The organism is Paraburkholderia terrae, from assembly GCF_002902925.1.
GTDB classification, from domain to species: domain Bacteria; phylum Pseudomonadota; class Gammaproteobacteria; order Burkholderiales; family Burkholderiaceae; genus Paraburkholderia; species Paraburkholderia terrae.
Window position 1 is genome coordinate 1,597,148 of sequence record NZ_CP026113.1, and the last position, 21,766, is coordinate 1,618,913.

The window sequence follows — 21,766 nt, forward strand, 5'->3', positions numbered from 1 at the left end:
TTGCAGCTTTGCTTTTCATGCAGAAACAGCGGATGCCGCTGATATCGCTGCACAGACCAGTTTGTGCAGTCGGCCAGCCGGATTTGCGCGCTTGTCGTATCGTATTTCGCGCACGCTTTGCAATCCGCTTACCTTTTCGGCAAGGGCTTCCATCATGACCCGATCCCGTCAGTTGCATCTCGGCGCTTTCATGCGTCCCGTCAGCCTGCATACGGGCGCGTGGCGCTTTCCCGGCGCTTTCCCCGACGCAAACTTCAACATCGCGCACCTGAAGCGCTTCGTGCAGACGCTCGAACGCGCCTGCTTCGACGCGTTCTTCATGGCCGATCATCTGGCCGTGCTCAACATGCCGCCCGCCGCGCTCAGGCGCAGCCACACGGTGACATCGTTCGAGCCGCTGACGCTGCTCGCCGCGCTGTCGTCGGTGACGGAGCGCATCGGGCTGATTGCCACCTCGTCGACGACGTTCGACGAGCCGTATCACGTCGCGCGCCGCTTCGCTTCGCTCGATCATCTGAGCGGCGGCCGCGCCGGCTGGAATCTCGTGACGACTTCCAATCCCGATGCGGCGCTGAACTTCGGCCTCGAAGCCCATGTCGAGCACGGCGAGCGCTATCACCGTGCGCGCGAGTTCTACGACGTCGTCACGGGCCTGTGGGATAGCTGGGCGGACGACGCGTTTGTCCGCGACGTCGAAAGCGGCGTCTTTGTCGACACCGAGCGGATGCACGTGCTAGGCCACAAAGGCGAGCATCTGTCGGTGCGTGGGCCGCTGAACATTGCGCGACCGGTTCAGGGGTGGCCTGTCGTCGTGCAGGCTGGGTCATCGGAAGCGGGACGCCAGATCGCCGCCGAAACAGCGGACGCCGTGTTCACCGCGCCGCCCTCGCTCGCCGAAGGCCAGCGCTTTTACGCCGATGTGAAAAGCCGCGTCGAGCGCGCGTGCATTACGACAGCGGTATCGCATCGCTTTCGATCGCGCTCGGCCATGACGTGTCGCAACTCGACCCGGATTCGCTGCTGCCCGAAATTCCCGAGAGCAACGCCAGCAAGAGTTCGCGGCAACGTGTCGTCGATTGGGCACGTCGCGACCAGTTGACGATCCGCCAGCTTGCGCAGCGGATCGGCGGTTATTCGGGGCTGGAAATGGTCGGAACGCCCGCGACGATCGCCGATCAGATGGAGCAATGGCTAGTCGAGCGCGGCTCGGACGGATTCAACGTGATGTTCCCGTATCTGCCAGGCGGTCTCGACGATTTCGCCGATAAAGTCGTGCCCGAGCTACAACGGCGCGGCATTTTCCGGCGCGCGTACGAAGGCACGACGCTGCGCGACCATCTAGGCTTGCCGCGCCCGGAGAATCGTTTCTTCGCTCGGCGCCGCGGCGACTAGACCGACACCGCCTCGCGCAGAAAATCCACCAGCGCCGATTGCACCGCGTTCATCGCGCCGCCCGAGCCGATGAGCGCGAGTTCGGTGGGCGGCAAACGCGGCAGGTCAAAGCACACGCTATGCTCGGGCAGCACGGCCGTGGTCGGCAGCACCGTGATGCCGAGGCCGGAAGCGACGGCCGCCTGAATGCCCGTCAGGCTATGGCTGCCGAACGCGACGCGCCAGCTTCGCTGCGTATGATCGAGGCTGCGGATCGCGCGCTTGCGGTACACGCAGCCTTGCGGAAACAGCGCGAGCGGAATCGGCTCGCCATCTTCGGGCGGCACTTCGATCATGCGCCCGCGCACCCACACGAGCGATTCGGGCCACGACGCGAGACTCGGCCCGCTACCCGGCTCGCGTTTGACGAGCGCGATCTCGATCTCGCCACCCGACAGCTTGCGGTGCAGATCGGAACTCATGCCCGCGACCGTTTCGAGCCGCGCTTCGGGCCGCGCCTTGACGAAGCCCGACAGGATTGACGCCATGCGCTTCGCGTCGAAGTCTTCCGGCACGCCGATGCGGATCGGCGTACGCCATACATCGCTCGCGAGCGCGTCCTGTGCCTCCTGCGACAGCGCGATCAGGCGGCGCGCATATTGCGTGAGCAGTTCGCCGTGTTCTGTCGCCGTCACCTGGTTGCCCGTGCGGTCGCGCATCAACAGCGTACGGCCAACCAGTTCTTCGAGGCGCCGCACCTGCTGGCTGACCGTCGACTGGGTGCGGTGTACGCGGTCGCCGGCCCGTGTGAAGCTGCCTTCGTCGACGACGCACACCAGCGTCTTCAGAAGTTCGAGATCGAGCATGACGGGCGCCTCATATTTACGATTCCACTAAGCATGCCATTTTAATTTAATTTCCCAATATGCGGCGCGAGGCATAGTCTGTGTTCCATATCGACGTCACCGGAAAGGAGCCTCTCATGTCACTTGAAAACACACCGCGCCCGTCGTGGCTGACCTTCGATTGCTACGGCACGCTGATTCAATGGGACGAAGGCCTGCTGGACGCCGTCACGGCGATCCTCGCCGGCAAGCACGCCGCCGCCATCGATCCGCGCGAATTCATCGCCGTCTACGACAGGCACGAGCACGCGCTGGAACAGACGCCGCCGCACCGCTCGTTCCGCGAAGTCGCTGGCGAAGCGCTACGCATCGCGCTCGAAGAATTCGACCTGCACGCCGACGACAACGACATCCGCCTGCTGACCAGCCGCATCTCCGCGATGCCGCCCTTCCCCGAAGTGGTCGATACGCTGCGCGCGCTGAAGGAAGCGGGCTACCGGCTGTGCATCGTGTCGAATACCGATGACGACGTGATCGCCGGCAACGTCGCGCAGCTTGGCGGCTATATCGACCGCGTAATTACCGCGCAGCAGGCCGGCGCGTACAAACCCAACCGGCGCCTTTTCGACTATGCTCACGAACAGCTAGGCGTATCGCTCGACGACGTGGTGCATATCTGCGCGAGCCCGCATCTGGATCACGCAGCGGCGCGCGATATCGGCTTTCGCTGCGTGTGGATCGACCGCGGCACGGGCCGCCAGCGCCTGCCCGACTACACGCCCGACGCCACGCTCGCGACGCTCGACAAGGTGCCGCCGCTGTTCGCGTCGCTCGGCTGGTGAAACGCGCAAAGGACCTGTCATGGCTCATACGCTCAACGTCAACACCTCCGCTGTCTCGCGCCGCACCGCGCTCGATTCCGACGCGGTGCATGCGGCCCGCATTGAACTGGCCGCGTGTTTTCAGCTTGCTGCACAGCATGGTCTCGAAGAAGGCGTGTGCAATCATTTCTCCGCCGTCGTGCCGGGACATGACGATCTGTTCTTCGTCAATCCGTATGGCTACGCGTTTTCGGAAGTCACGGCATCGCGCCTGTTGATCTGCGATTTCGACGGCAACGTGATCGAGGGTGACGGCAGCCCGGAAGCGACGGCGTTCTACATTCATGCGCAGTTGCATCGGGCCATGCCGCGCGTGAAGGCCGCGTTTCACACGCATATGCCGAACGCGACCGCGTTGTGCCTCATCGAAGGACCGCCGCTGTTGTGGCTCGGACAAACCGCGCTGAAATTCTACGGGCGTACCGCCGTCGACGAGCACTACAACGGCTTGGCGCTCGATACATCCGAAGGCGACCGCATCGCGGCTGCAATGGGCGACGCGGACATCCTGTTCCTGAAGAATCACGGCGTGATGGTCGCGGGCGCGAGCATCGCCGAAGCCTGGGACGATCTGTACTACCTTGAGCGCGCCGCCGAAGTGCAACTCAAGGCGATGCAGAGCAACCGGCCGCTCAAGCCCGTGCCGCACGACATCGCGCAGCGCGCGTATGAGCAGATGCGGCTGGGCGACAAGGAAAGCGCGCGAGCGCACCTCGACAGCGGCATCAGGCGTCTGCGCGACGCGGGCAACCGCTTCGAGACATGAAGCACGCGAGACATCGCGATCGCCGCTACACCTGACGCGCGACGTGATCGGTGATCTGCCGCAGCTTGTGCAGCATCTGCTCGCCCGAGGCTATATAGAGCGCCCTGTCGCCTGTCAGCACGCTCGCACGGAACGTCTGCAGCGCATGCTTCAGCGGTTCGTACCTGAGCACGGAAGCCGCGCCGTCGACGCGATGAATCCACTGCCGCAGGACAGCCGGCTCGGCCTCGCCGAGCATGCCTTCGAGTTCGTCGGCATCGGTCGTCATGGTCTGGACGATGATTTCGATCAGCTTCTCGTCGCGCCCGGTGCTGCCGAAATTCTGATTGATCGCGTCCCAGTCGAGATCGGGCAGTTCGCCCGGTTCCGTCGCGGCGGCAGGTACGGCGGCGGGTCCAGCCACGTGAGGCGTGGCACGCGGCGCGTCCACCTGCGGCGCGGGCCGTGCGTCGCTCGCGGGCGCGCCGTGCCCCTGCAGGCACTGCGGCGCGAACCGGGTAAGGCACGCAAGCAGATCGCTGAGCTTGGCCGGCTTGTACAGGCACTCGTCCATGCCGGCGGCCAGACACTCTTCGCGTTCTTCCCGCCCCACGCTCGCCGTCAGTCCGACGATGGAGATGCGCGGCCTGTCATCCGTCCGTTCGCGCACGCGGGTTGCCAGCGTGTAGCCGTCCATCTCGGGCATGTGGCAATCGGTGATCAGCAGCGCATAGTCCGCCGACTCCATCGCCTTCAGCGCCTGCACGCCATGTTCGACGGTGTCGCACGTGCAGCCGAGCAGTTCCAGTTGCTGCCGCAGCAGATGGCGGTTGATCCCGTTGTCTTCGGCGATCAGGATCAGCGCATGATCGCGCAGCGCATCGGCGCGGCTGCGCGGCGCAGCCGGTGTGAGCGCCGACGCCGCGGATTCCAGTCCCAGTTCGGCGTCCCCGTGCAAGACGGCATTGCAGACGGCAGCCACGCCCTCGAGCGTCACGGGATAGACGCACAGATAGCAGATGTCCCCCATGCGGACATATCCGCCCGTCTTGATGGTCGCGGTCGTGGGAACGACGGGGACGCCGCCCACCTGTATTTGAACTGGGGGCTTCTGCTGGGCTTGCATGAGAGGCTGGTCCGCTGACGGACTTTCCGCTGTCAGCAGGTCGTCGATGATCAGCCGGCACTCCGCTGGCAAGCCATCCGGGGAAAGCGCTGCATTTGGATCGAGAATCGCCACAGTACCGCCGAAAGTGCGCAACGCTTGCGTCAGGCTGCACAGCACAGACGCATCGCGAACGCAAAGACCGACGGTGACGCCGGCCAGCGGATAGCTTTGAAACTCGCGCTGGTTCACTTCCAGCGGCAGGCGGAACTCGACCTGGGTGCCACGCCCCACTTCGCCTTCCATGCCGATGGTGCCGCCCAGCATGGCCACCAGCCGCCGCGAGATCGTCAAGCCGAGACCTGTACCGCCATAGCGGCGCGTCGTCGAGGCTTCGGCCTGCACGAACGGCTGAAAGAGGCGCGCCCGCTGATCCGGGCTGATGCCGATTCCCGTGTCGCTCACGCGCCAGACAATGATTTGAGTGCCGTTGCCTTCGTCGTCCTGGCCCGCGAGTTCGACGTCGAGCCGGATGCTGCCTTCCGAGGTGAACTTGATCGCGTTGCTGAGCAGGTTGAAGAGAATCTGCCGTAGCCGCACGCCGTCGCTCCACACCACGGGCGCAATCGCCGCGTCGATGCACAGCACCAGCTTCAGCCGCTTCTCCTGTGCGCGCCAGAAGAACAGCGAGAACGTGCTCGCGCACAGATCGCGGATATCCACTGGCGCCCGCTCCAGTGCGATCTTGCCGGCCTCGATCTTCGAGTAGTCCAGAATGTCGTTGAGGATCTGCAGCAGCGACTCGGCTGCCTGCGAGATCAGCTTCACCTTGACCGCCTGGTCGGGGCGCAGGTTGCTGTGTGCTAGCAGTTCGATCAGTCCTATCACGGCGCTCATCGGCGTGCGTATCTCATGGCTCATCGCCGCGAGAAACTCGCTCTTCGCGCGCGACGCCTGCTGCGCCGCATCGCGCGCCTCGCCAAGCGCGACGGCATGCTGATGCTGTTCTTCGGCGTCGCTCCAGTAGCCTGTCCAGACGAGATCGTCGTGCTCGACCCGATGCGGCACAGCGTGCAGCCGCGTCCACCGGAAGGCGCCGCGGCGCTGAACGCGAAGTTCGCGGCTCACGGTCGCCAGCATCTGCTCGGCCTTGTACGCCTCGGTCAGAAGCGCGGCGCGGTCCTCAGGATGAACTGCTGCGAGCACCGATCCGGGAATGGCTTGCAGCTCAGCGCTGGTCTTGCCGAACATTTCGACGGTATTGCCGCTTAGCCAGATCACCCGCGAGTCGCCGTTTCTAGCCTGTCGATACTGGAACGCAGTCGCCGGCAACTGGCTGGTCACGTCGATCAGCCGCAGCTCTGCTTCCCGGCGTTCGCGCGCCTCCTTGTGCAACGCGCGGCGCGAGCGCCACAGCACCGCAATCACGGCCAGCAGCGCGAGCGCCACGGGCGCGAACCTCAGCGCGATGTCTTTCCACGACGGACCCAGTTCGTAGTTCGCGCCGAAGTAGCGGTTCTGGATCGAGAGCCGCTCGGAGTCCGGCAACGCCGCGAGCGCGCGGTCGATGATCGGCATGAGCCGGGCCGCCAGCTTCGGCGAGACGGCAAAGCCCGTCTGCAGCGAACGGCCCGCGGAGCCGATGATGCGCAGCGTGTCGCCATGCATGCGCTGCAGCATGTAGTGAACCGTGGCCAGATCGTCCACGTAGACATCGGCCTTGCCTTCGGCGACCGCGTTCATGCCCGTCCCGACATCCGGCACGACGACGATGCGCGCCTGCGGCGCTGCGCCCGTCACCAGCCAGCGCAGACCGCCGCCGTCGGTGACGGCGACGCGCTTGCCGTTCAGATCGCGTAACTGGCCAAGCGCAGGCGCATCGTTACGGCCGACGGCAACAACCGGAAACGTCGCGTACGGGCGCGACACGGGCGTGCCGCGCAACGCGGGGTCATGAAGAATGGCGACGGCGACCAGATCGAGCGTTCCCGCTTGCAGGGCATCCACGGTGGCGGCGAAGCCTGGCTCGGGCTGGCGTACGAAACCGATCCCCAGCCGGTTCGCGAGATAGCGCAGATAGTCCTGTGCCATGCCATGCGTCTGCCCGCTGTCGTCGACGTAACTGTACGGCGGCAGCCCGCTGTCCACGCCCACGCGCAGCGGCGGCAGCGAGCGCAGCCATGCGCGCTCCTCGTCGCTCAGATGAAACGGCGCGGGCGACTCCGGTTGAATCGGCCCGGTAGTCATCCAGTTGCTCAGGATGCGCTGCCGGGCATACTCGGGCAGCGCGTTCAGCCGTTCGTCGACACCGTCGCGCAACGCCTGTTGCGTGCGCGCAAAGCCGAAGCGCACGCCGCTTTCCGTTTCGCGATAGCGATTCAGTTCCGCCAGCCCGGCGAACTCCGGCTGCGACAAAAGGTAGTCCGCGACGGGCAGCAACGTGATGTAGACGTCCGCCTTCTTTTGCAGCACATCGCGCAAGCCCTCCTGCGGACTGTGTGTACGCACGAAGACGGAATCGGGGTAGCGCTCGTGCGACACCTGCTCGATGTACGAGCCTGCCTCTGCCGCAATGCGCTTGCCCGCGAGGCGTGGCGGCTCGCCGTCGCGCGCGGCATCCGACGCGCGCCCGACCACGACGAAATCGGCATCGTAGTACGGCTCGGACAGTATCAGGCAGCGCCTCGCCTCGATCGGCTTCTGCACGGCGAGCACGATGTCGACGGAGCCGGCGCAGGCTGCAGCGTTCAACGACGCGTAGTCAGGGAACACCCGGACCCGCAGTTGCGCGGACGGGTCGAGAACGGATTTGAGGATATCGAACGCGGCGCCGGACAGCTGACCGTTGTTGACGATCAGAAGCGGCGGCCAGCCGCCTTCGGGGACTCCCACCGTGAGGCTTGCAGGCTTGTGCGGGTGAGATTGCGCCTGCGCGGTGGCGTCGACCGATGCCAGCGCAAGCATCACGCATAAAACCTGGCACAGCCTGAGGCAGCGATTGCTGATGTTGTTCATGGCGGTCAGGGAAACGAAGACCGGCGCAGACGGCGCTGGCGTCACGTTGCTGAGTTTCATGATAGTGCCCCGCCAGCCTGTTCGGGACCTGGATCAAACGCGCAAGGTTGCTGATCAAAACGGTTCGCGGAGCAAAGTCGCTCAGGCCAGTTCGACGATCACTTCATCGAGCGCGCGAAACGGCGCGAGCAGCGCTTCGTCGGCCAGCGCCGAGGTGATGAGCCGCCAGTCGCGCTGCAGCGGCGTCCAGTGCTGCTGGCGCGCGCGGCCGAGCTTGTCGGAATCGGCGAGCACGATGATTTCGGCGGCGCGCGACACGATGCACTCCTTCAGATACGCCTGCTGCGCCGATGCTTCGCACAGGCCGAAGCCCGCGACCACGCCGTCCGCGCCGAGAAACGCGCGGTCGACGGTCAAACGGCTGAGAATGAGTTCCGCGAGCGGCCCGAGCGTGCTCATGCTGGAGCCGCGCAGTTCGCCGCCGATCAGCGTGAGCCGCACGCCTGGCGCATTGGCGAGCGCTGTGACCGCGAGCAGATTGTTGGTGACGACATGCAGGTCTTCGCGCGTCGACAGATGCCACGCGAGCTGGGCGCAGGTCGTGCCGCCGTCGAGCAGCACCGTGTCCCCGTCGTGTACGTGCAAGGCGGCCGCCTGCGCGATGACTTCCTTTTGCTCGCGCTGCGCCGACTTGCGTTCTTCGAGCGACGCTTCCGGCTCGTGTACCCCGACCAGCGCGGTCGCGCCGCCGTAGGTGCGCACCAGGCGCTTCTGCTTCGCGAGCGCCGTCAGGTCACGGCGGATCGTCGCTTCCGACACGCCCAGCGCGGCGCACAACGCCTCGACGTTGGCGTCGCGCGTGCGCACGAGTTCGAGAATCGCCTGATGACGGTCGGTCGTTTTTTTCACGTCTGCGGGAGTCCGGGAATGGGGCTCGATCTTACACCAGCCCCTTTGCGCCCATTCGACGGCGGGCGCGTACAGTGTTGCTGCTGCGCCGGCTCGCCGCCGTCTGCGTTCAGCGGCGCGTCGCCAGTTCCGCGCCCTGGCGCAACGCTTCGAGCATGCTGCCTTCGTCGACGACACCCTTGCCCGCGATATCGAACGCGGTGCCGTGATCGACCGACGTGCGGATCACTTCCAGCCCCACCGTCACGTTCACGCCCGCTTCGAGGCCGAGCACCTTCACCGGGCCGTGGCCCTGGTCGTGATACATCGCGACCACCAGATCAAAGTCGCCTCGGCCTGCGCGGAAAAACAGCGTGTCGGCGGGCAGCGGACCCGTGACGTCGAGGCCGCGTTCCTGCAGCAGCTTCACGGCGGGGATGATCTTCTCCTCTTCTTCGCCATAGCCGAACAGGCCGTTTTCGCCCGCGTGCGGATTGATGCCGCACACGCCGATGCGCGGATGTTCGATGCCCGCCTTCACGAGCGTCGCGTTGCCGCGTTCGATGGTCCGCTGCACGAGGCCCGGCTCGATCTTGCGGATCGCGTCGATGATGCCGATGTGCGTCGTCACGTGAATCACGCGCAGTTGCGGCGCGACCAGCATCATCGACACTTCGTCGACGCCCGTCAGATGCGCGAGCATTTCCGTGTGGCCCGGGTACTTGTGGCCGCCCGCATGCAATGCTTCCTTGTTGAGCGGCGCCGTGCAGATCGCGTCGATCTTGCCCGCCTGCGCGAGTTCGACGGCGCGCTTGATGTATTGATACGCGGCGTCGCCCGCCAGTGCCGACAACTGGCCGAACGGCAGGTCGTCGGGAATCAGGCCGAGGTCGATGCAGTCGATTGTGCCTTGTTCGTAGCGCGCATCGGATGCATCTTCGATGCGGCGAATCTTCATCGTCCCGCCGACGATCTGGTTCGCGCGTTCGAGGCGCCTCGCATCGCCAATCACGAGCGGACGGCATTGCGCGTAGACCGACGCGTGTGCGAGGCTCTTGACGACGACTTCTGCGCCGACGCCTGCTGCATCGCCCATCGTGATGCCGATTACGGGAAGGTAGTTGCTCATGATGTGATCTCGTGGGTACTTGCTATTCATTCGCGGACGTCAGTGGGAAACGACGTCGCGCTCGGTTTCGTTGCGCAGGGTCAGCCATGCGGCATACAGCGCGTGATCGGTGCCGAATGCGCCCGCCTTCGTCACGACGCCGGGGCAATGTGTGCGGGTCGCATCGAGCGGCCTCGCCACCGCGACGCCCGCTTCGACTTCAGCCAGCAATTGCAGATTGCCGATGCGCGCGGCCGCCAGCATCGCGCGCGCGGTCTCGCCGCCCGTCGCGATCAGGCCGCCCGTTTTCGTGAAGTGCGGCTCGACCAGCGCCGCAAGCGCCGCCGACAGTTGCGCGCCTTCGGCGGGATCGAACGCGTCGTCGCGACCGATGCGCAGCAACAGATCGACACCCGCCTTCAGCGACACGCCGACCTGGTCCTGCCACGCGCGCCAGTCGCGATGGCTCTTGCCTTCGCGCAGCACGACAGGCGGCACGATCAGTTCTTCGACGGCGCCGCGCTCGCGCAGCATCGCGCATTGACGCTCGCTGACAGCCGACAGGCTGCCGACCAGAATCAGGATCGGGCCGCCGGGAAATCTGTCGCCGCTGGACTTGCGTTCTTCAGCGTCGCCGCGCGGATTGAGCGCCGCGATCTCGCGCGCGAGCCCGCCCGATCCGACCCAGAAGAACGGCGCGTCGCTTTGCAGCGTGGCGCGGGCGAGCGCGCGCAAGGCCTTCTCGCTTTGCGTATCGACGATCAGCGCCTGCACGCCGTTCGCCGCCATCGCGCCGATACATACGGCCAGCGTTTCGGGTTCGTCGGCGAGTGCTTCGGCGTCGAGCCGGTCCGTTGCCAAACCGGCTGCTTCGAGTTGCGCTGCGATGCCGGCGGGAACACCCGCATGCTCCAGCTTCCATGTCGCCGTCTGTTCGAGCGGCTCGCCGTGTACGAACACGCGGCCGTCGCGCACCGTGCGTCCCGTCGCCGGGAAGGCGGGCGCGACGATCGCCATGCCCGCGAGCGCCTGCAGGCCCGCCACTTCCGCTGCCCAGTTGCCGCGCAGCGTCGAATCGATTTTCTTGTAGAGCCGCTGGTCGCGCGCGCTCATCTCGGCATAGGCCGCCGACGTGCGCACTGATGCGTCGTGAGGCGTGAGACGGCGCGTGTCGGTATCGACGGCGATCGTGTCCGCGCCGTCATGCGCGGGTGTACGCGTCGCCTCCAGCGTGACGACCGTGCGATGGCCCGCGCTCGCGAAACCGATCGCGCAGTCCGCAGCGCCCGACAGGTCGTCCGCGAGAATCAGAATCTTCATCGTGCCAGCCCTTCGCGATTCTTCGTGCGCGCGCCTTCCTGGCGCTGCTGATAGCGCTTCGCCACCTGCGCGGTCAGGATCGGCGACAGGATCGCCGTGACCACGACGCATGCGGCCACCAGCAGCGTCGCGCTCTGCGCCGCTTCGTTGTACACCGGGTTCGCCGCCGCGACGAGAGCCGGCACAGCCGCTGCGTTGCCCGCCGTATTGGCTGCCGCCACGCCCGCCACGCCCGTGCCGCCCGTCAGGCGATCGGCGAAGTACAGCGGAATGCCCGTCACGATCACCACCGCGATGCCGAGACCGATGCCGAGCAGCCCCGCTTGCCAGACCTTGTGCAGATCGAGGCCCGCGCCGAGCGCCAGTGCAAAGAACGGAATCATCACGGGCACCGCCTTCGCGAGAAAGTCGCGCATTTCGCGGTCCAGATTGCCGAGCAGCATGCCGAGCGCGAGCGGCAGGATGCTGCCGACCAGCGTTTGCCACGGGAACGCCGACAGACCCGCGACGCCGAGCGTCACCATGGTCAGGAACGGACCCGATTCGAGCGACATCAGCGTGTACGCGCCGACGTCTTCCGAGCGGCCATACTGACCCATCAGCGCCATGTAGAGGCCGCCGTTGGTGTCGTTCATCGCGGCGACCACGGCGAGCGTCGAGATGCCCGCGAACAGGCCCGACGAAACCGGATGCTCGCCAAGCACATGGCCGAGAATCACACCGACGATCACCGCCGCGCCCACCTTCGTCACCAGCAGCGCGCCGCCCTTTTTCATCAGATACGGCGTCGCCTTCACGTCGATGCTCGCACCCATGCATACGTAGAACACGGCCAGGATAGGCAGTGCGCCCGTGAACAGCGCGTTCGTGAACGAGCCGAAGAACTTGGGCATGCCGGGCAGGAACGTCGCCACCAGCGAGCCGATGAGCAGCGGCACGATCATCATGCCGCCGGGGATGCGCTCGATCGAGCGTTTGATGGGAATCTGAACCATGCGAGTCTCCTGGCTTTATTAAGCGCCGCGTCTGTCCGCGATTTTGATTGAAACAGTCATCATTCGATCGAATCGATCAGTTCGGAGTGTAGACCGTTTGATTGGATTGCGCAAACCGATCACAAGTTTGCGCAAACCGATCATTTCGCGGACGGCGCGCTCAATGCCCGCGCCCGTGGCCGTTACCGGCGCGCGGCGCGCACGGTATTGCGCCGCGTGTCGCGGCTCTCGCTGTCGCTCACGCTGCGCACGATCGACGCAAACGAGCGCGCCGCGGGCGTGCGCGCCTCGTCCCTGCGCCACAGCAAGCCGGGCGAACGCACAGGCGTCGGACTTTCGAGCGGAATCAGTTTCACGTCCTCGCGCCGCAGCGCGTGGGTCGACACGATCGTCGCGATATCCGTCTCTCTGACCAGTTCGATCATCGGCGCAATGGCGTTCATTTCCGCGACGACGACGGGCGCCGCATTCGCCATCCGGAACGATTCGTCGAGCAGCACGCGCGTGGAAAAGCTGCGCGGCAACAGCACCATGCGCTGCAGATGAAGCTCGGACACGCGCACGAAGCGCCGCTTCGCGAACGGATGCCGCAGCCCGACGGCGAGCATCATCTCCTCGGTGTAGAGCGGCTCGAAACGCAGCGGCAGCGCGTCGTTCGGCTTGTACGTCACGCCGATATCGAGGTCGCCGCGCAGCAGCGCCTGCGCGATGCCGTCGCCCGTCATTTCGAGCACGTCGACGCGCACGGACGGATGCCGGTCCAGAAACAGCGACACGCAGCGCGGAATGATGTGCAGGTTGAACGTGTGCGTCGCGCCGATGCGCACGACGCCCGTCATTTCCTCAGCGGCATAGCGCACGGTCGACACGCCTTCGTCGACTTCGCGCAGCGCATTGCGCACGCGCTCCAGAAACAGCTCGCCCGCTTCCGTCATCGTCACGCGCCGGCCTTCGCGCTCGAACAGCCGGCAGCCGAGTTCCTCTTCGAGCTGGCGGATCTGATGCGACAGCGTCGATTGCGTGACGTGGACCTTTTGCGCGGCGACGGTGAAGCTCAGTTGCTCCGCTAGCGCCGCAAAGTAGCGCAGATGTCGTAGTTCCATGGGTTCTCGAGGGACGCTTTTGAATCGATGGCATCGATAGATAATCAGCGAAAAATACCATTTTTATCGATAGATTGCCTGCCTTACACTGGCCTCGCCATCAACGATCGCAGCGAGAGGAGACCTCGACGCGATGCTCAACGGACCCGCGAAGCACCCATGAAAATCGGCAAAGAGACTATCCCGCGCACGTCGATCTCGACCTCGAATACGCACACCATCGTCGTGCGAGGACGCGACCTCGCGAACGAACTGATCGGCAAGATCTCGTTCACCGACTACTTCTTCCTGCTCGTCACGGGACAAACGCCCAGCCCGGCGGCCAGCGCCGTGCTCGACGCGACGCTCGTCGCGATCGCGGAGCACGGACTCGTGCCGAGCGTGCAGGCCAGCCGCATGACGCTCGCCGCCGCGCCCGATGCGCTGCAAGGCGCCGTGGCCGCGGGGATTCTCGGTTGCGGCTCGGTGATACTCGGCGCGTCTGAGTCCTGTGGAAAGCTGCTCGACGAAGTGCGGCAGTGCGCGGCACAAACGGGCGGCGATCTGTCCGAGGCGGCGTTCACGGTGATCACGCGTTATCGCGCGGACAAACGCGCCGTGCCGGGCTACGGCCATCCGCTGCATAAAGAGCGCGACCCGCGCGTCGACGCGCTGTTCGCCGTCGCCGAACGCAGCGGCGCGGATATGACCTACGTGCGCATCGCGGAAGCGATCGAATCCGTGTTGCCAGATGTGTTCGGCAAGGCGCTGATGCTCAACGTGTCGGCGGCGATTCCCGCTGTGTTGCTGGGCGTCGGTTTTCCGCTGGCCGCGCTCAAGGGCGTGCCGATTCTCGCGCGCACAGCCGGACTGATCGGGCATCTGACGGAAGAACTGGCGCATTCGATCGGTTTTGCGTTGTCGTATCAGGCCACGCGCGAAGTGGTGTACGACGGCGAAGCGCCCGAAGGCTTTCAGGCCGGTATCTGAGCTTTTCTTCTGAGCCGCTTCGCGGCGAATCTCTGGAGTTGTTGCATGACCAAAGTTCTCGAAGGCGTCCGGGTACTGGAGCAAGGCACCTTTATCACGGGGCCGGCGGCCGGCATGCTGCTCGGCGATCTGGGCGCCGACGTCGTCAAGATCGAGCAGCCGGGCTCGGGCGATCCGTTCCGCGCGTTCAAGGGCGGCCTCTATAGCCCGCACTATCAGACCTACAACCGCAACAAGCGCAGCGTCACGCTGAATACGAAAGACGCTGATGATCTCGCGCTGTTCGACGCGCTGATCCGCGACGCCGACGTGTATATCCAGAACTTCCGGCCGGGCGCAGCGGATCGCATGAACGCGGGCTACGAGCGTTTGCGCGAGATCAATCCGCGCCTGATCTACTGCGCGATCAGCGGCTTCGGCCAGACCGGCCCGGCAGCGACGCGCCCCGCATACGATACCGTCGCACAGGCGGCAAGCGGCTTTCTCGGCCTGCTGATCAATCCCGAGAATCCGCGCGTGGTCGGTCCCGCGATTGCCGATTCGCTGACGGGCCTCTATGCGGCGTACGGCATTCTCGGCGCGCTGCACGAGCGCAACCGGACGGGCGTCGGACGCAAGGTCGAAGTGTCGATGCTCGAAGCAATGAGCCACTTCAATCTCGACGCGTTCACGCACTACTACTCAGCCGATGAACTGATGGGCCCATACAGCCGTCCGAGCGTGTCGCAGTCATACGTCATGAAGTGCTCGGACGGCAAATGGCTGGCGCTGCACATGTCGTCGCCGGAGAAATTCTGGCTGGGTCTCGCCGATGCCATCGAACAGCCAACCTTGCTGCAAGACCCGCGCTTTGCCGACCGCGCGGGACGCATCGCGAATCAGGAGGCGTTGATCGATCTGCTCGGCGCCGCCTTCGCGCAGCGTACCCGCGCCGACTGGTGCGCGCGACTCGAAGCGAACGACGTGCCGCATGCGCCGATGTACGACGCCAGCGAAGCGCTCGACGATCCGCAGGCCAAGCACCTCGAATTGCTGGTTGAAACATCGCATCCGGAGATGGGGCGTTTTCGCACGGTGCGGCCGCCTGTTTCTTTCGACGGCGAGCGCACGACCGACGTGATCGCGCCGCCGACGCTCGGCGAGCACAACGGCGAATTGCTGGCGCCGTTGCGTACGGCATTGAAGCAGAGCGAAGCCGCGTAGGCAGCGCGGCCAACGCATCAAATGACGACTATATTGGAGACCTCGCAATGGAAACGACCAACGGTGCGCTGACGCGCAGCGGCCTGGACGGCCCGCCGTCCGAATCGATGAAGAGCGACAGTGTGCAGGTGGATACGGAGAGGCTGTTTGGACGCATCGCGCGGCGGCTGATTCCGTTTCTCTTTCTCTGCTATGTGCTCAACTACATCGACCGCGTCAATATCAGCTTTGCGCATCTGCAGTTTCGCGCGGACCTTGGCCTGACGGAAGCGTCCTATGGACTGGGCGTCGGCGTGTTCTACATCGGCTATGTGCTGTTCGAGGTGCCGAGCAATCTGCTGTTGCGCCGCATCGGCCCGCGCCGCACGATCGCGCGCATCATGGTGCTGTGGGGTCTCGTGTCGGTGTCGATGATGTTCGTACGCAATCCGACGCAGTTCTATATCGCGCGTATTGCGCTCGGCATTGCCGAAGCGGGCTTCTTTCCTGGTATCGTCTATTACCTCACGTCGTGGTTTCCGGATCGTCATCGTGCGAAGGTGCTGTCCGCTTTCGTGCTTGGCATCGCCGTGGCGGGTATCACGGGCGGTCCGGTTTCCGGATGGATTCTCAGCAATGCCGATGGCTGGCACACGCTGCACGCATGGCAATGGCTCTTTCTGCTCGAAGGGATTCCGCCCGTACTGGTCGGTCTGGTCGCGCTCTGGTATCTGCCTGATTCCGCCGCGACCGCGAAGTGGCTGACGCCTGAGGAAAAGGCGCTTGTCGCCCGCGAGTTGCAAGGCGAGGGCCATGGGAACGAACATCGCATCGATCACTTCGGCGCAGCGTTGAAGAACTGGCGCGTGTATGTGTGCGCGTTCGGCTATTTCACGATCACGTGGGCAGGCAGCGTGCTGAACTTCTGGGCGCCGTCCGTGATCCGGCAAGCGGGTGTCGCGAACCCGTGGCATATCGGGCTCGTGTCGGCGATTCCGTATCTGATCGGCGCGATCGGCATGGTGCTCGCGAGCCGGCACTCGGATGCGACCAAAGAACGGCGGCTGCATTTCGCGGGCTGCGCGCTGGTGTCGGCGGCGGGCGCGGTCCTGCTTGGCACGGCGCACGCTTCGTTTGCACCGGCAATCGCTGGGTTGGCGCTTGTCGCGATCGGTTACCTGTCTTGTACGGCAATCTTCTGGACGATACCGGCGACGTTTCTGTCGGGCACGGCGTCGGCGGGTTCGATTGCGCTGATATCGAGCATCGGGCAGCTCGGCAGCTTGAGCGCGCCGACGGCTATCGGCGCATTGACGGCGGCGACGCACGATATCAGCGCGGGTTCGTATCTGGCTGCCGCTGTGCTTGTGTGCGGTGCGGTCGTGATTGCGGTGGCGATGCGCAATATGAAGCGTTGAGCCTGAAGGCAGCGGTCGATTGGCTTTTTTGATTGGCCGCTGCTGTTAAGCGAAGCGACTGCCTGTATCCGAATCGCACGCATTCGAGCGCGGCCGTGAAGGCCTTCGTCGAATGGATCGCGGAGATTTTTCAGCGATGACGCTGAAACAAAAACCGCGACGCGCATCCTGGCGCGTCGCGGCGATTGCACAACGTGACGTCGTTACTGCGCCTTCGCAGCCGCCGCGATGATCGCGTTCGCCACCGCTTCGGGCTTGCTAAGCATCGGCACGTGGCTCGTGTCGACATGCGTCACGTTCGCCTTGATCTGCCCTGCCATCGCGTCCTGCAAACGCGGATCGATCATCCGGTCGTGATTCGCGACGACGAAGTACGAAGGCTTCGTGTGCCACGCGGCGTCCGTTATCTTGTCGTCGGTGCAGCCGGCGAACCACGGGCCTTGCGTCGCCGCGACAATGCGCTTTTGCGCCGGGCTCAGGTCCTGAGCAAAGTCGTTGTCGATGGCTTTCGACGACAGCGTCAGGAAGTTGCCCGAGTCCTTCTGCAACTCGCTCGCCCATGCGGGCGCGGTCTTGCCCTTCACAACATCGTTGATCGACTGGCCGCTGTCAGGTGCGAACGCAGCCACGTAGACGAGCGCCTTCACCTTGTCGTCGTTGCCCGCCTGCGTGATGACGGCGCCGCCCCATGAATGGCCGACCAGCACCACCGGACCCTGCTGCGCGTCGATCGCGCGCTTGGTGGCGGCGGCATCGTCGGCAAGCGAGCTGAGCGGGTTCTGCACGGCAACCACATGCAGGCCGCGCGCTTCGAGCAGCGGAATCACCTTCTCCCAGCTCGATCCATCGGCGAACGCGCCGTGTACCAGCACGACGTTCTTGCCCTTCAGATCCTGCGGCGGCGCGGCGTGCGCGGACTGCAACGAAAACACAGCGCCCGCCAGCATGGCGGAGGCGATGCACTTCCTGATAAGCGAGTTCATAAGCGAGCTGTCCTTATGTGTCAAGCCGGGTTATCGAATGGAACGAAGCTTCGCAGACGCCCATGCGCGCGGGTATCGGTCAAATGACCGATCTCGCGCGACACCGCGCACGGTATAGTGAGGCTCGATAAAAGACCCGCATCGCACCTTTATGCAGACCTCGTCAGGCTCATCCGGCGGACCCGTCGTTCGCGTCTTCGATGCCGTGAAGGCGCTCGCCTTCATCGGCGATCTGAGCATGGGCCAGCCAACCGACCACTCCGTCCGCACCGCGTGGCTCGCCGTACGCCTCGCACAGGCCGCCGAACTCGGCGAAGCGGCCGTCGTCGCCGTGTGCGAGGCGTCGCTGCTGCGCTGGTCGGGCTGCACGGCGAACGCGTCGGGCTTCGCGGAAGCGCTCGGCGACGACGTCGCGAGCCGCGAAGCGATGCTCGCGCTCAAGCCGGGCTGGGCACGCCCGATGGAATTGCAAGGCGATGTGAGCGCGGTCATGACGCCGCTCGCGCGGATTCACTGCGAAGTGTCGGGCGAAGCGGCGCGCATGCTCGGTCTCGGCCAGGGCACGCAAGTCACACTGCGACACGTGTTCGAATCGTGGGACGGTACGGGCACGCCGGACCGGCTGGCCGGCAGCGACGTGCCCCCCACCGTGTTCGTGGTCGCGCTGGCGGGCGAACTGGAGATTTTTACACGCACGTACGGGATCGAACGCGCGAGTGCGCTGATCGGCCAGCGCGCCGATTCGCGCTACCCGGACAAGCTCGCGCGGCTCGCGGTCCGGCTCGCACCGCAATGGCTCGACGAACTGGCACAGGCCGACGCGGCGTCCATCGATGCCACGCTGTCGACGCAGCAGATGAACGACGTCACGCCCGTCGAACTGGTCGCGGACATCATCGATCTCAAACTGCCGTGGATGACGGGCTATTCGCGCAGCGTCGCGGCGACGGCCGCATCGTGCGCGGCGCGCTTTGCGCTCGATGCGCACGCGCAAAACCGGCTCTATTGCGCAGGTCTCGTTCATGGCATGGGGCGCGCGGCCGTGCCGAACCCCGTCTGGGACGCGCCTGCCCGTCTGTCGCAGGCGGCGTGGGAGAAAGCGCGTCTCGTGCCGTACTGGACCTCGCGCGCGGGCAAGCAGACAGGCTCGCTCGCCGAGGCGGCCGAACTCGGCTCATACGCGTATGAACGGCTCGACGGCTCGGGCTATTTTCGTGGCGCGTCGGGCGCTGCGTTGTCGATGGAAGCGCGCATTCTCGCGGCGAGCGCCGCGTGGGTCGCGTTACGCGCGGCGCGTCCGTGGCGTGCAGCGCTCACGCACGACGAAGCGGCGAAGCTGTTGCACGACGAAGCCGCACGAGGCCGTTTCGACGCCGATGTCGTCAACGCATTGATCGACGAGCGTGTCGCGCAGCGGCGCGTCGTGAATCCGCGCGCGCAGACGGCGCGGCTTTCCGCGCGTGAAGTCGACGTGCTGCGCGGCATTTCGCGCGGCGCGAGCAACAAGGAAGTTGCCCGCGATCTGTCGTTGAGTCCGAGCACCGTGCGCACGCACGTCGAAAGCGTATTCCGCAAGCTGGACTGCTCGACGCGCGCAGCCGCCACGCTCAAGGCGCTGGCGCTAGGCGTGCTGTGACGCGCTCAGGCCGCTGCGACGACGTCGATACGCAGCGCTTCGCCGCCCGCTGCAATCTCCAGCAGCCGGTCGACATTCGGATGCGCGCCCGGACGGTTGCGCGCGTCGGCCGTATGTTCGGCGAACACGGCGAGGCCATGTTCGGCGGCCTTCGCGTCGAGCGTGCCGAACGCGTCGCGCAAATAGTGGTACACGGCAACCGAGCCCTGCTTGCCCGGCTTGTTCTCGATGCTCGCGACCACGGCGCCCTTGCCGTCGACGAGATCGATCCGTTCGATACCGTCGATGCCCGGCAGTTGCGCGAGGTTGTCTTTGAATACGTTGCCCGGTTGAATCACTGAAAACACTCCATGGTTCGAAAATGACTGGCGGGCCGTATCTTAGCCGATTGACTGCGCGGCTCCAGGGTTTGCATGCCGTGACCGTCTTTCACTCGCCTTTCCGCTTCGGCCCCGAACGGACGCGCAGCGCGCCGAAAACGCTCGTCAGCAACATTGTCGGATCGACGTTAAAATTATCGGCTTGAACTCCGTCCGTATAGATTAAGGCGCGCCAACGTTTGCCGCGCACCGGCCTCATGCCTTCGTCGAAGGCAGACCAACGAGTCAGTAGCAAGGAACGACTTCAATGACAGGCGCAGACTTGTCCGGCATGCTGCCCGAGATGCTTCCAAGGTTATGGGCTTTCGCATTGCGCATTTCCGGCGACCAGCACGACGCTGAAGACCTCGTTCAGCGTGCCTGCGTGCGCGGGCTGGAACGCGCGCATCAGTTGCAGGCGGACACCGCGCCGCTTAGCTGGATGTTCTCGATCGTCCACTCCACGTGGATCAACGAGCTGCGCGCCCGTTCGGTGCGCAACCGCTCCAGCATGGAATGGGACGACGACTTTCTCGAAACGGTCGAGGACCCGAAGGCGCGCACGCCGGAACAGATCACGATGAACGCGCAGATCATCGAGGCCGTGCAGCGTCTGCCCGACGCGCAGCGCGCCGTGATGCTGCTGGTTGCTGTGGAAGGCCTCAGCTACAGCGAAACGGCCGAAACACTGAACGTTCCCATCGGCACCGTGATGAGCCGGCTGTCGCGCGCGCGTCAGGCGATCGGCGCGCTGTTCGCCAGCAAGCCAAACCCGTCGATGAAAATGGCCACCTTCGGCAAGGACTCAGCGTCATGAAAGTCGACGACATCACGCTGATGGCCTACGTTGACGGCGAGCTCGACATCGAGGAGCGCCGCGAGATCGAACGCGAGCTCGACGACTCGCCGGATCTGGCGGAGCGCATCGAACTGTTCCGCGCATCGAGCCTGCCGTATCACGATGCGTTCGCGCAGCAGAAACTGCCGCCCGTGCCCGAATCGTTGACGCGCAAGATCGCCGAACTCTCGCGCACGCATGCGAGCGCGACCTCGCCCGTGCCGCCCGGCCCCGCCGCCGAACCCGCCGCGAACGACGCCATCGCGCCGCCGGACATTGGCCTGCCACCGTCCGCGCCCGTGCGCTCGCTCATGCGCTTTTCCGCGCCGTGGCTTGCCGCCGCGTTCGCTGCCGGTGTGTTCTCTTGCGTGGTCGGCTTGCGGCTGTTGCCGGGCCTTACCGGTTTGCCAGGCGGCACTGCGACGGTCGCGTCAGCATCACCCGCTTCGCCCTGGGTGATGGCCGCCGCCGGTTATCAGGCGCTCTATTCACGCGACACGGTGGCCGTCGCGACGGACGCGGCCGTTTCGGCAAAAACCGTCGCCGATATCCATCAGATCGACGGATTGCCCGTGCGCGTGCCCGATCTCAGCGCGCAAGGCCTGACGTTCAAGCGCATCCAGCGGCTGCGCTTTCACGACAAGCCGCTCGTGCAGATCGTCTATCTGCCGGAAACAGGCGGCCCGGTCGCGTTGTGCGTCGTGAAGGACGCGAAGCCCGACCAGTCGCTCGCGCAGCAGAAGATCGACGACATGGACGTCGTCACGTGGCGGCAGTCGGAGCTGAGCTACGCGCTGATCGGCACAGCCGGCCAGGTCGATCTCGGCCAGCTCGGCAAGCTGATCGCGAAACGCGATGTCGATGCAATGTTCAGCCTGGCGCCGTTGCCCGTGCGGCCCGTAGAAAGTTGACAGCGCATGCAAGGTTCTTCGCGCGGAAGCACGTCAAATCGGAGCATTGCCCGCATGTGCGGACAGGACGTTATACTTAATAGTCAGATAGCTG

General features: G+C 65.1%; 17 protein-coding genes and 1 pseudogene. 9 read left to right on the forward strand and 9 right to left on the reverse strand.

The window, feature by feature from the left end:
• Nucleotides 1-154 precede the first annotated feature (154 nt).
• A pseudogene (locus tag C2L65_RS36850) lies at nucleotides 155-1,392 on the forward strand (LLM class flavin-dependent oxidoreductase).
• Here C2L65_RS36850 and C2L65_RS36855 read toward each other — a convergent pair.
• Complete coding sequence (locus tag C2L65_RS36855; protein ID WP_042304967.1) at nucleotides 1,389-2,237, reverse strand: LysR family transcriptional regulator; 849 nt, start codon at nucleotides 2,235-2,237, stop codon at nucleotides 1,389-1,391. The pseudogene C2L65_RS36850 and the gene C2L65_RS36855 sit on opposite strands and share 4 nt — an antisense overlap.
• A 116-nt stretch (nucleotides 2,238-2,353) precedes the next feature.
• On the opposite strand from C2L65_RS36855, the gene C2L65_RS36860 reads away from it, so the two are divergent.
• Nucleotides 2,354-3,058, forward strand: a complete 705-nt coding sequence (locus C2L65_RS36860) for a haloacid dehalogenase type II (protein WP_042304968.1) — start codon at nucleotides 2,354-2,356, stop codon at nucleotides 3,056-3,058.
• Nucleotides 3,059-3,077: 19 nt separating this feature from the next.
• Nucleotides 3,078-3,863 (forward strand): aldolase, encoded by a 786-nt coding sequence (locus C2L65_RS36865; RefSeq protein ID WP_042304969.1) that lies wholly within the window; start codon nucleotides 3,078-3,080, stop codon nucleotides 3,861-3,863.
• A gap of 25 nt (nucleotides 3,864-3,888) precedes the next feature.
• Here the strand turns inward: C2L65_RS36865 and C2L65_RS36870 are convergent, their stop codons facing one another.
• From C2L65_RS36870 to C2L65_RS36895, 6 genes are all read right to left on the reverse strand, one after another.
• Nucleotides 3,889-8,022 (reverse strand): ATP-binding protein, encoded by a 4,134-nt coding sequence (locus tag C2L65_RS36870; protein ID WP_233446630.1) that lies wholly within the window; start codon nucleotides 8,020-8,022, stop codon nucleotides 3,889-3,891.
• Nucleotides 8,023-8,103: 81 nt separating this feature from the next.
• Nucleotides 8,104-8,871, reverse strand: a complete 768-nt coding sequence (locus C2L65_RS36875) for a DeoR/GlpR family DNA-binding transcription regulator (RefSeq protein ID WP_042304970.1) — start codon at nucleotides 8,869-8,871, stop codon at nucleotides 8,104-8,106.
• Nucleotides 8,872-8,980: 109 nt separating this feature from the next.
• Nucleotides 8,981-9,979 (reverse strand): 4-hydroxythreonine-4-phosphate dehydrogenase PdxA, encoded by a 999-nt coding sequence (gene pdxA, locus C2L65_RS36880; RefSeq protein WP_042304971.1) that lies wholly within the window; start codon nucleotides 9,977-9,979, stop codon nucleotides 8,981-8,983.
• Nucleotides 9,980-10,018: 39 nt separating this feature from the next.
• Entirely contained in the window at nucleotides 10,019-11,278 is a 1,260-nt protein-coding gene (locus C2L65_RS36885; RefSeq protein ID WP_042304972.1) for a four-carbon acid sugar kinase family protein, read from the reverse strand.
• Nucleotides 11,275-12,273 carry a 2-keto-3-deoxygluconate permease gene (locus C2L65_RS36890; protein WP_042304973.1) on the reverse strand — a complete coding sequence of 333 codons (999 nt, stop codon included), beginning with the start codon at nucleotides 12,271-12,273 and terminating at the stop codon, nucleotides 11,275-11,277. Before C2L65_RS36890 ends, C2L65_RS36885 begins: the two co-directional genes overlap by 4 nt.
• A 182-nt stretch (nucleotides 12,274-12,455) precedes the next feature.
• Complete coding sequence (locus C2L65_RS36895) at nucleotides 12,456-13,376, reverse strand: LysR substrate-binding domain-containing protein (protein ID WP_007731320.1); 921 nt, start codon at nucleotides 13,374-13,376, stop codon at nucleotides 12,456-12,458.
• A gap of 159 nt (nucleotides 13,377-13,535) precedes the next feature.
• Here C2L65_RS36895 and C2L65_RS36900 point away from each other — a divergent pair, with 159 nt between their 5' ends.
• Genes C2L65_RS36900 through C2L65_RS36910 form a run of 3 tightly spaced genes read left to right on the forward strand, consistent with a single transcriptional unit; the run spans nucleotide 13,536 to nucleotide 16,945 of the window.
• Nucleotides 13,536-14,345 (forward strand): citryl-CoA lyase, encoded by an 810-nt coding sequence (locus C2L65_RS36900; protein ID WP_042304974.1) that lies wholly within the window; start codon nucleotides 13,536-13,538, stop codon nucleotides 14,343-14,345.
• A 45-nt stretch (nucleotides 14,346-14,390) separates the two neighbouring features.
• A complete protein-coding gene (locus C2L65_RS36905) occupies nucleotides 14,391-15,548 on the forward strand; it encodes a CaiB/BaiF CoA transferase family protein (RefSeq protein ID WP_042304975.1) in 1,158 nt (385 codons plus the stop codon).
• Nucleotides 15,549-15,595: 47 nt separating this feature from the next.
• Nucleotides 15,596-16,945, forward strand: a complete 1,350-nt coding sequence (locus tag C2L65_RS36910; RefSeq protein ID WP_052426797.1) for an MFS transporter — start codon at nucleotides 15,596-15,598, stop codon at nucleotides 16,943-16,945.
• A 203-nt stretch (nucleotides 16,946-17,148) separates the two neighbouring features.
• Here C2L65_RS36910 and C2L65_RS36915 read toward each other — a convergent pair whose 3' ends face one another.
• Nucleotides 17,149-17,892, reverse strand: a complete 744-nt coding sequence (locus tag C2L65_RS36915; protein ID WP_427910218.1) for an alpha/beta fold hydrolase — start codon at nucleotides 17,890-17,892, stop codon at nucleotides 17,149-17,151.
• 187 nt (nucleotides 17,893-18,079) lie between these two features.
• Between C2L65_RS36915 and C2L65_RS36920 the strand changes: the two genes are divergently transcribed.
• Complete coding sequence (locus C2L65_RS36920) at nucleotides 18,080-19,564, forward strand: HD domain-containing phosphohydrolase (protein WP_042304977.1); 1,485 nt, start codon at nucleotides 18,080-18,082, stop codon at nucleotides 19,562-19,564.
• A gap of 5 nt (nucleotides 19,565-19,569) precedes the next feature.
• Here the strand turns inward: C2L65_RS36920 and C2L65_RS36925 are convergent, their stop codons facing one another.
• Nucleotides 19,570-19,902 carry a DUF2322 family protein gene (locus tag C2L65_RS36925; protein WP_042304978.1) on the reverse strand — a complete coding sequence of 111 codons (333 nt, stop codon included), beginning with the start codon at nucleotides 19,900-19,902 and terminating at the stop codon, nucleotides 19,570-19,572.
• A 289-nt stretch (nucleotides 19,903-20,191) separates the two neighbouring features.
• Here C2L65_RS36925 and C2L65_RS36930 point away from each other — a divergent pair, with 289 nt between their 5' ends.
• Nucleotides 20,192-20,740: an RNA polymerase sigma factor gene (locus C2L65_RS36930; protein ID WP_042304979.1), complete on the forward strand. Its 549-nt coding sequence runs from the start codon at nucleotides 20,192-20,194 to the stop codon at nucleotides 20,738-20,740.
• A complete protein-coding gene (locus C2L65_RS36935; protein WP_042304980.1) occupies nucleotides 20,737-21,672 on the forward strand; it encodes an anti-sigma factor in 936 nt (311 codons plus the stop codon). Before C2L65_RS36930 ends, C2L65_RS36935 begins: the two co-directional genes overlap by 4 nt.
• Nucleotides 21,673-21,766: the final 94 nt, after the last annotated feature.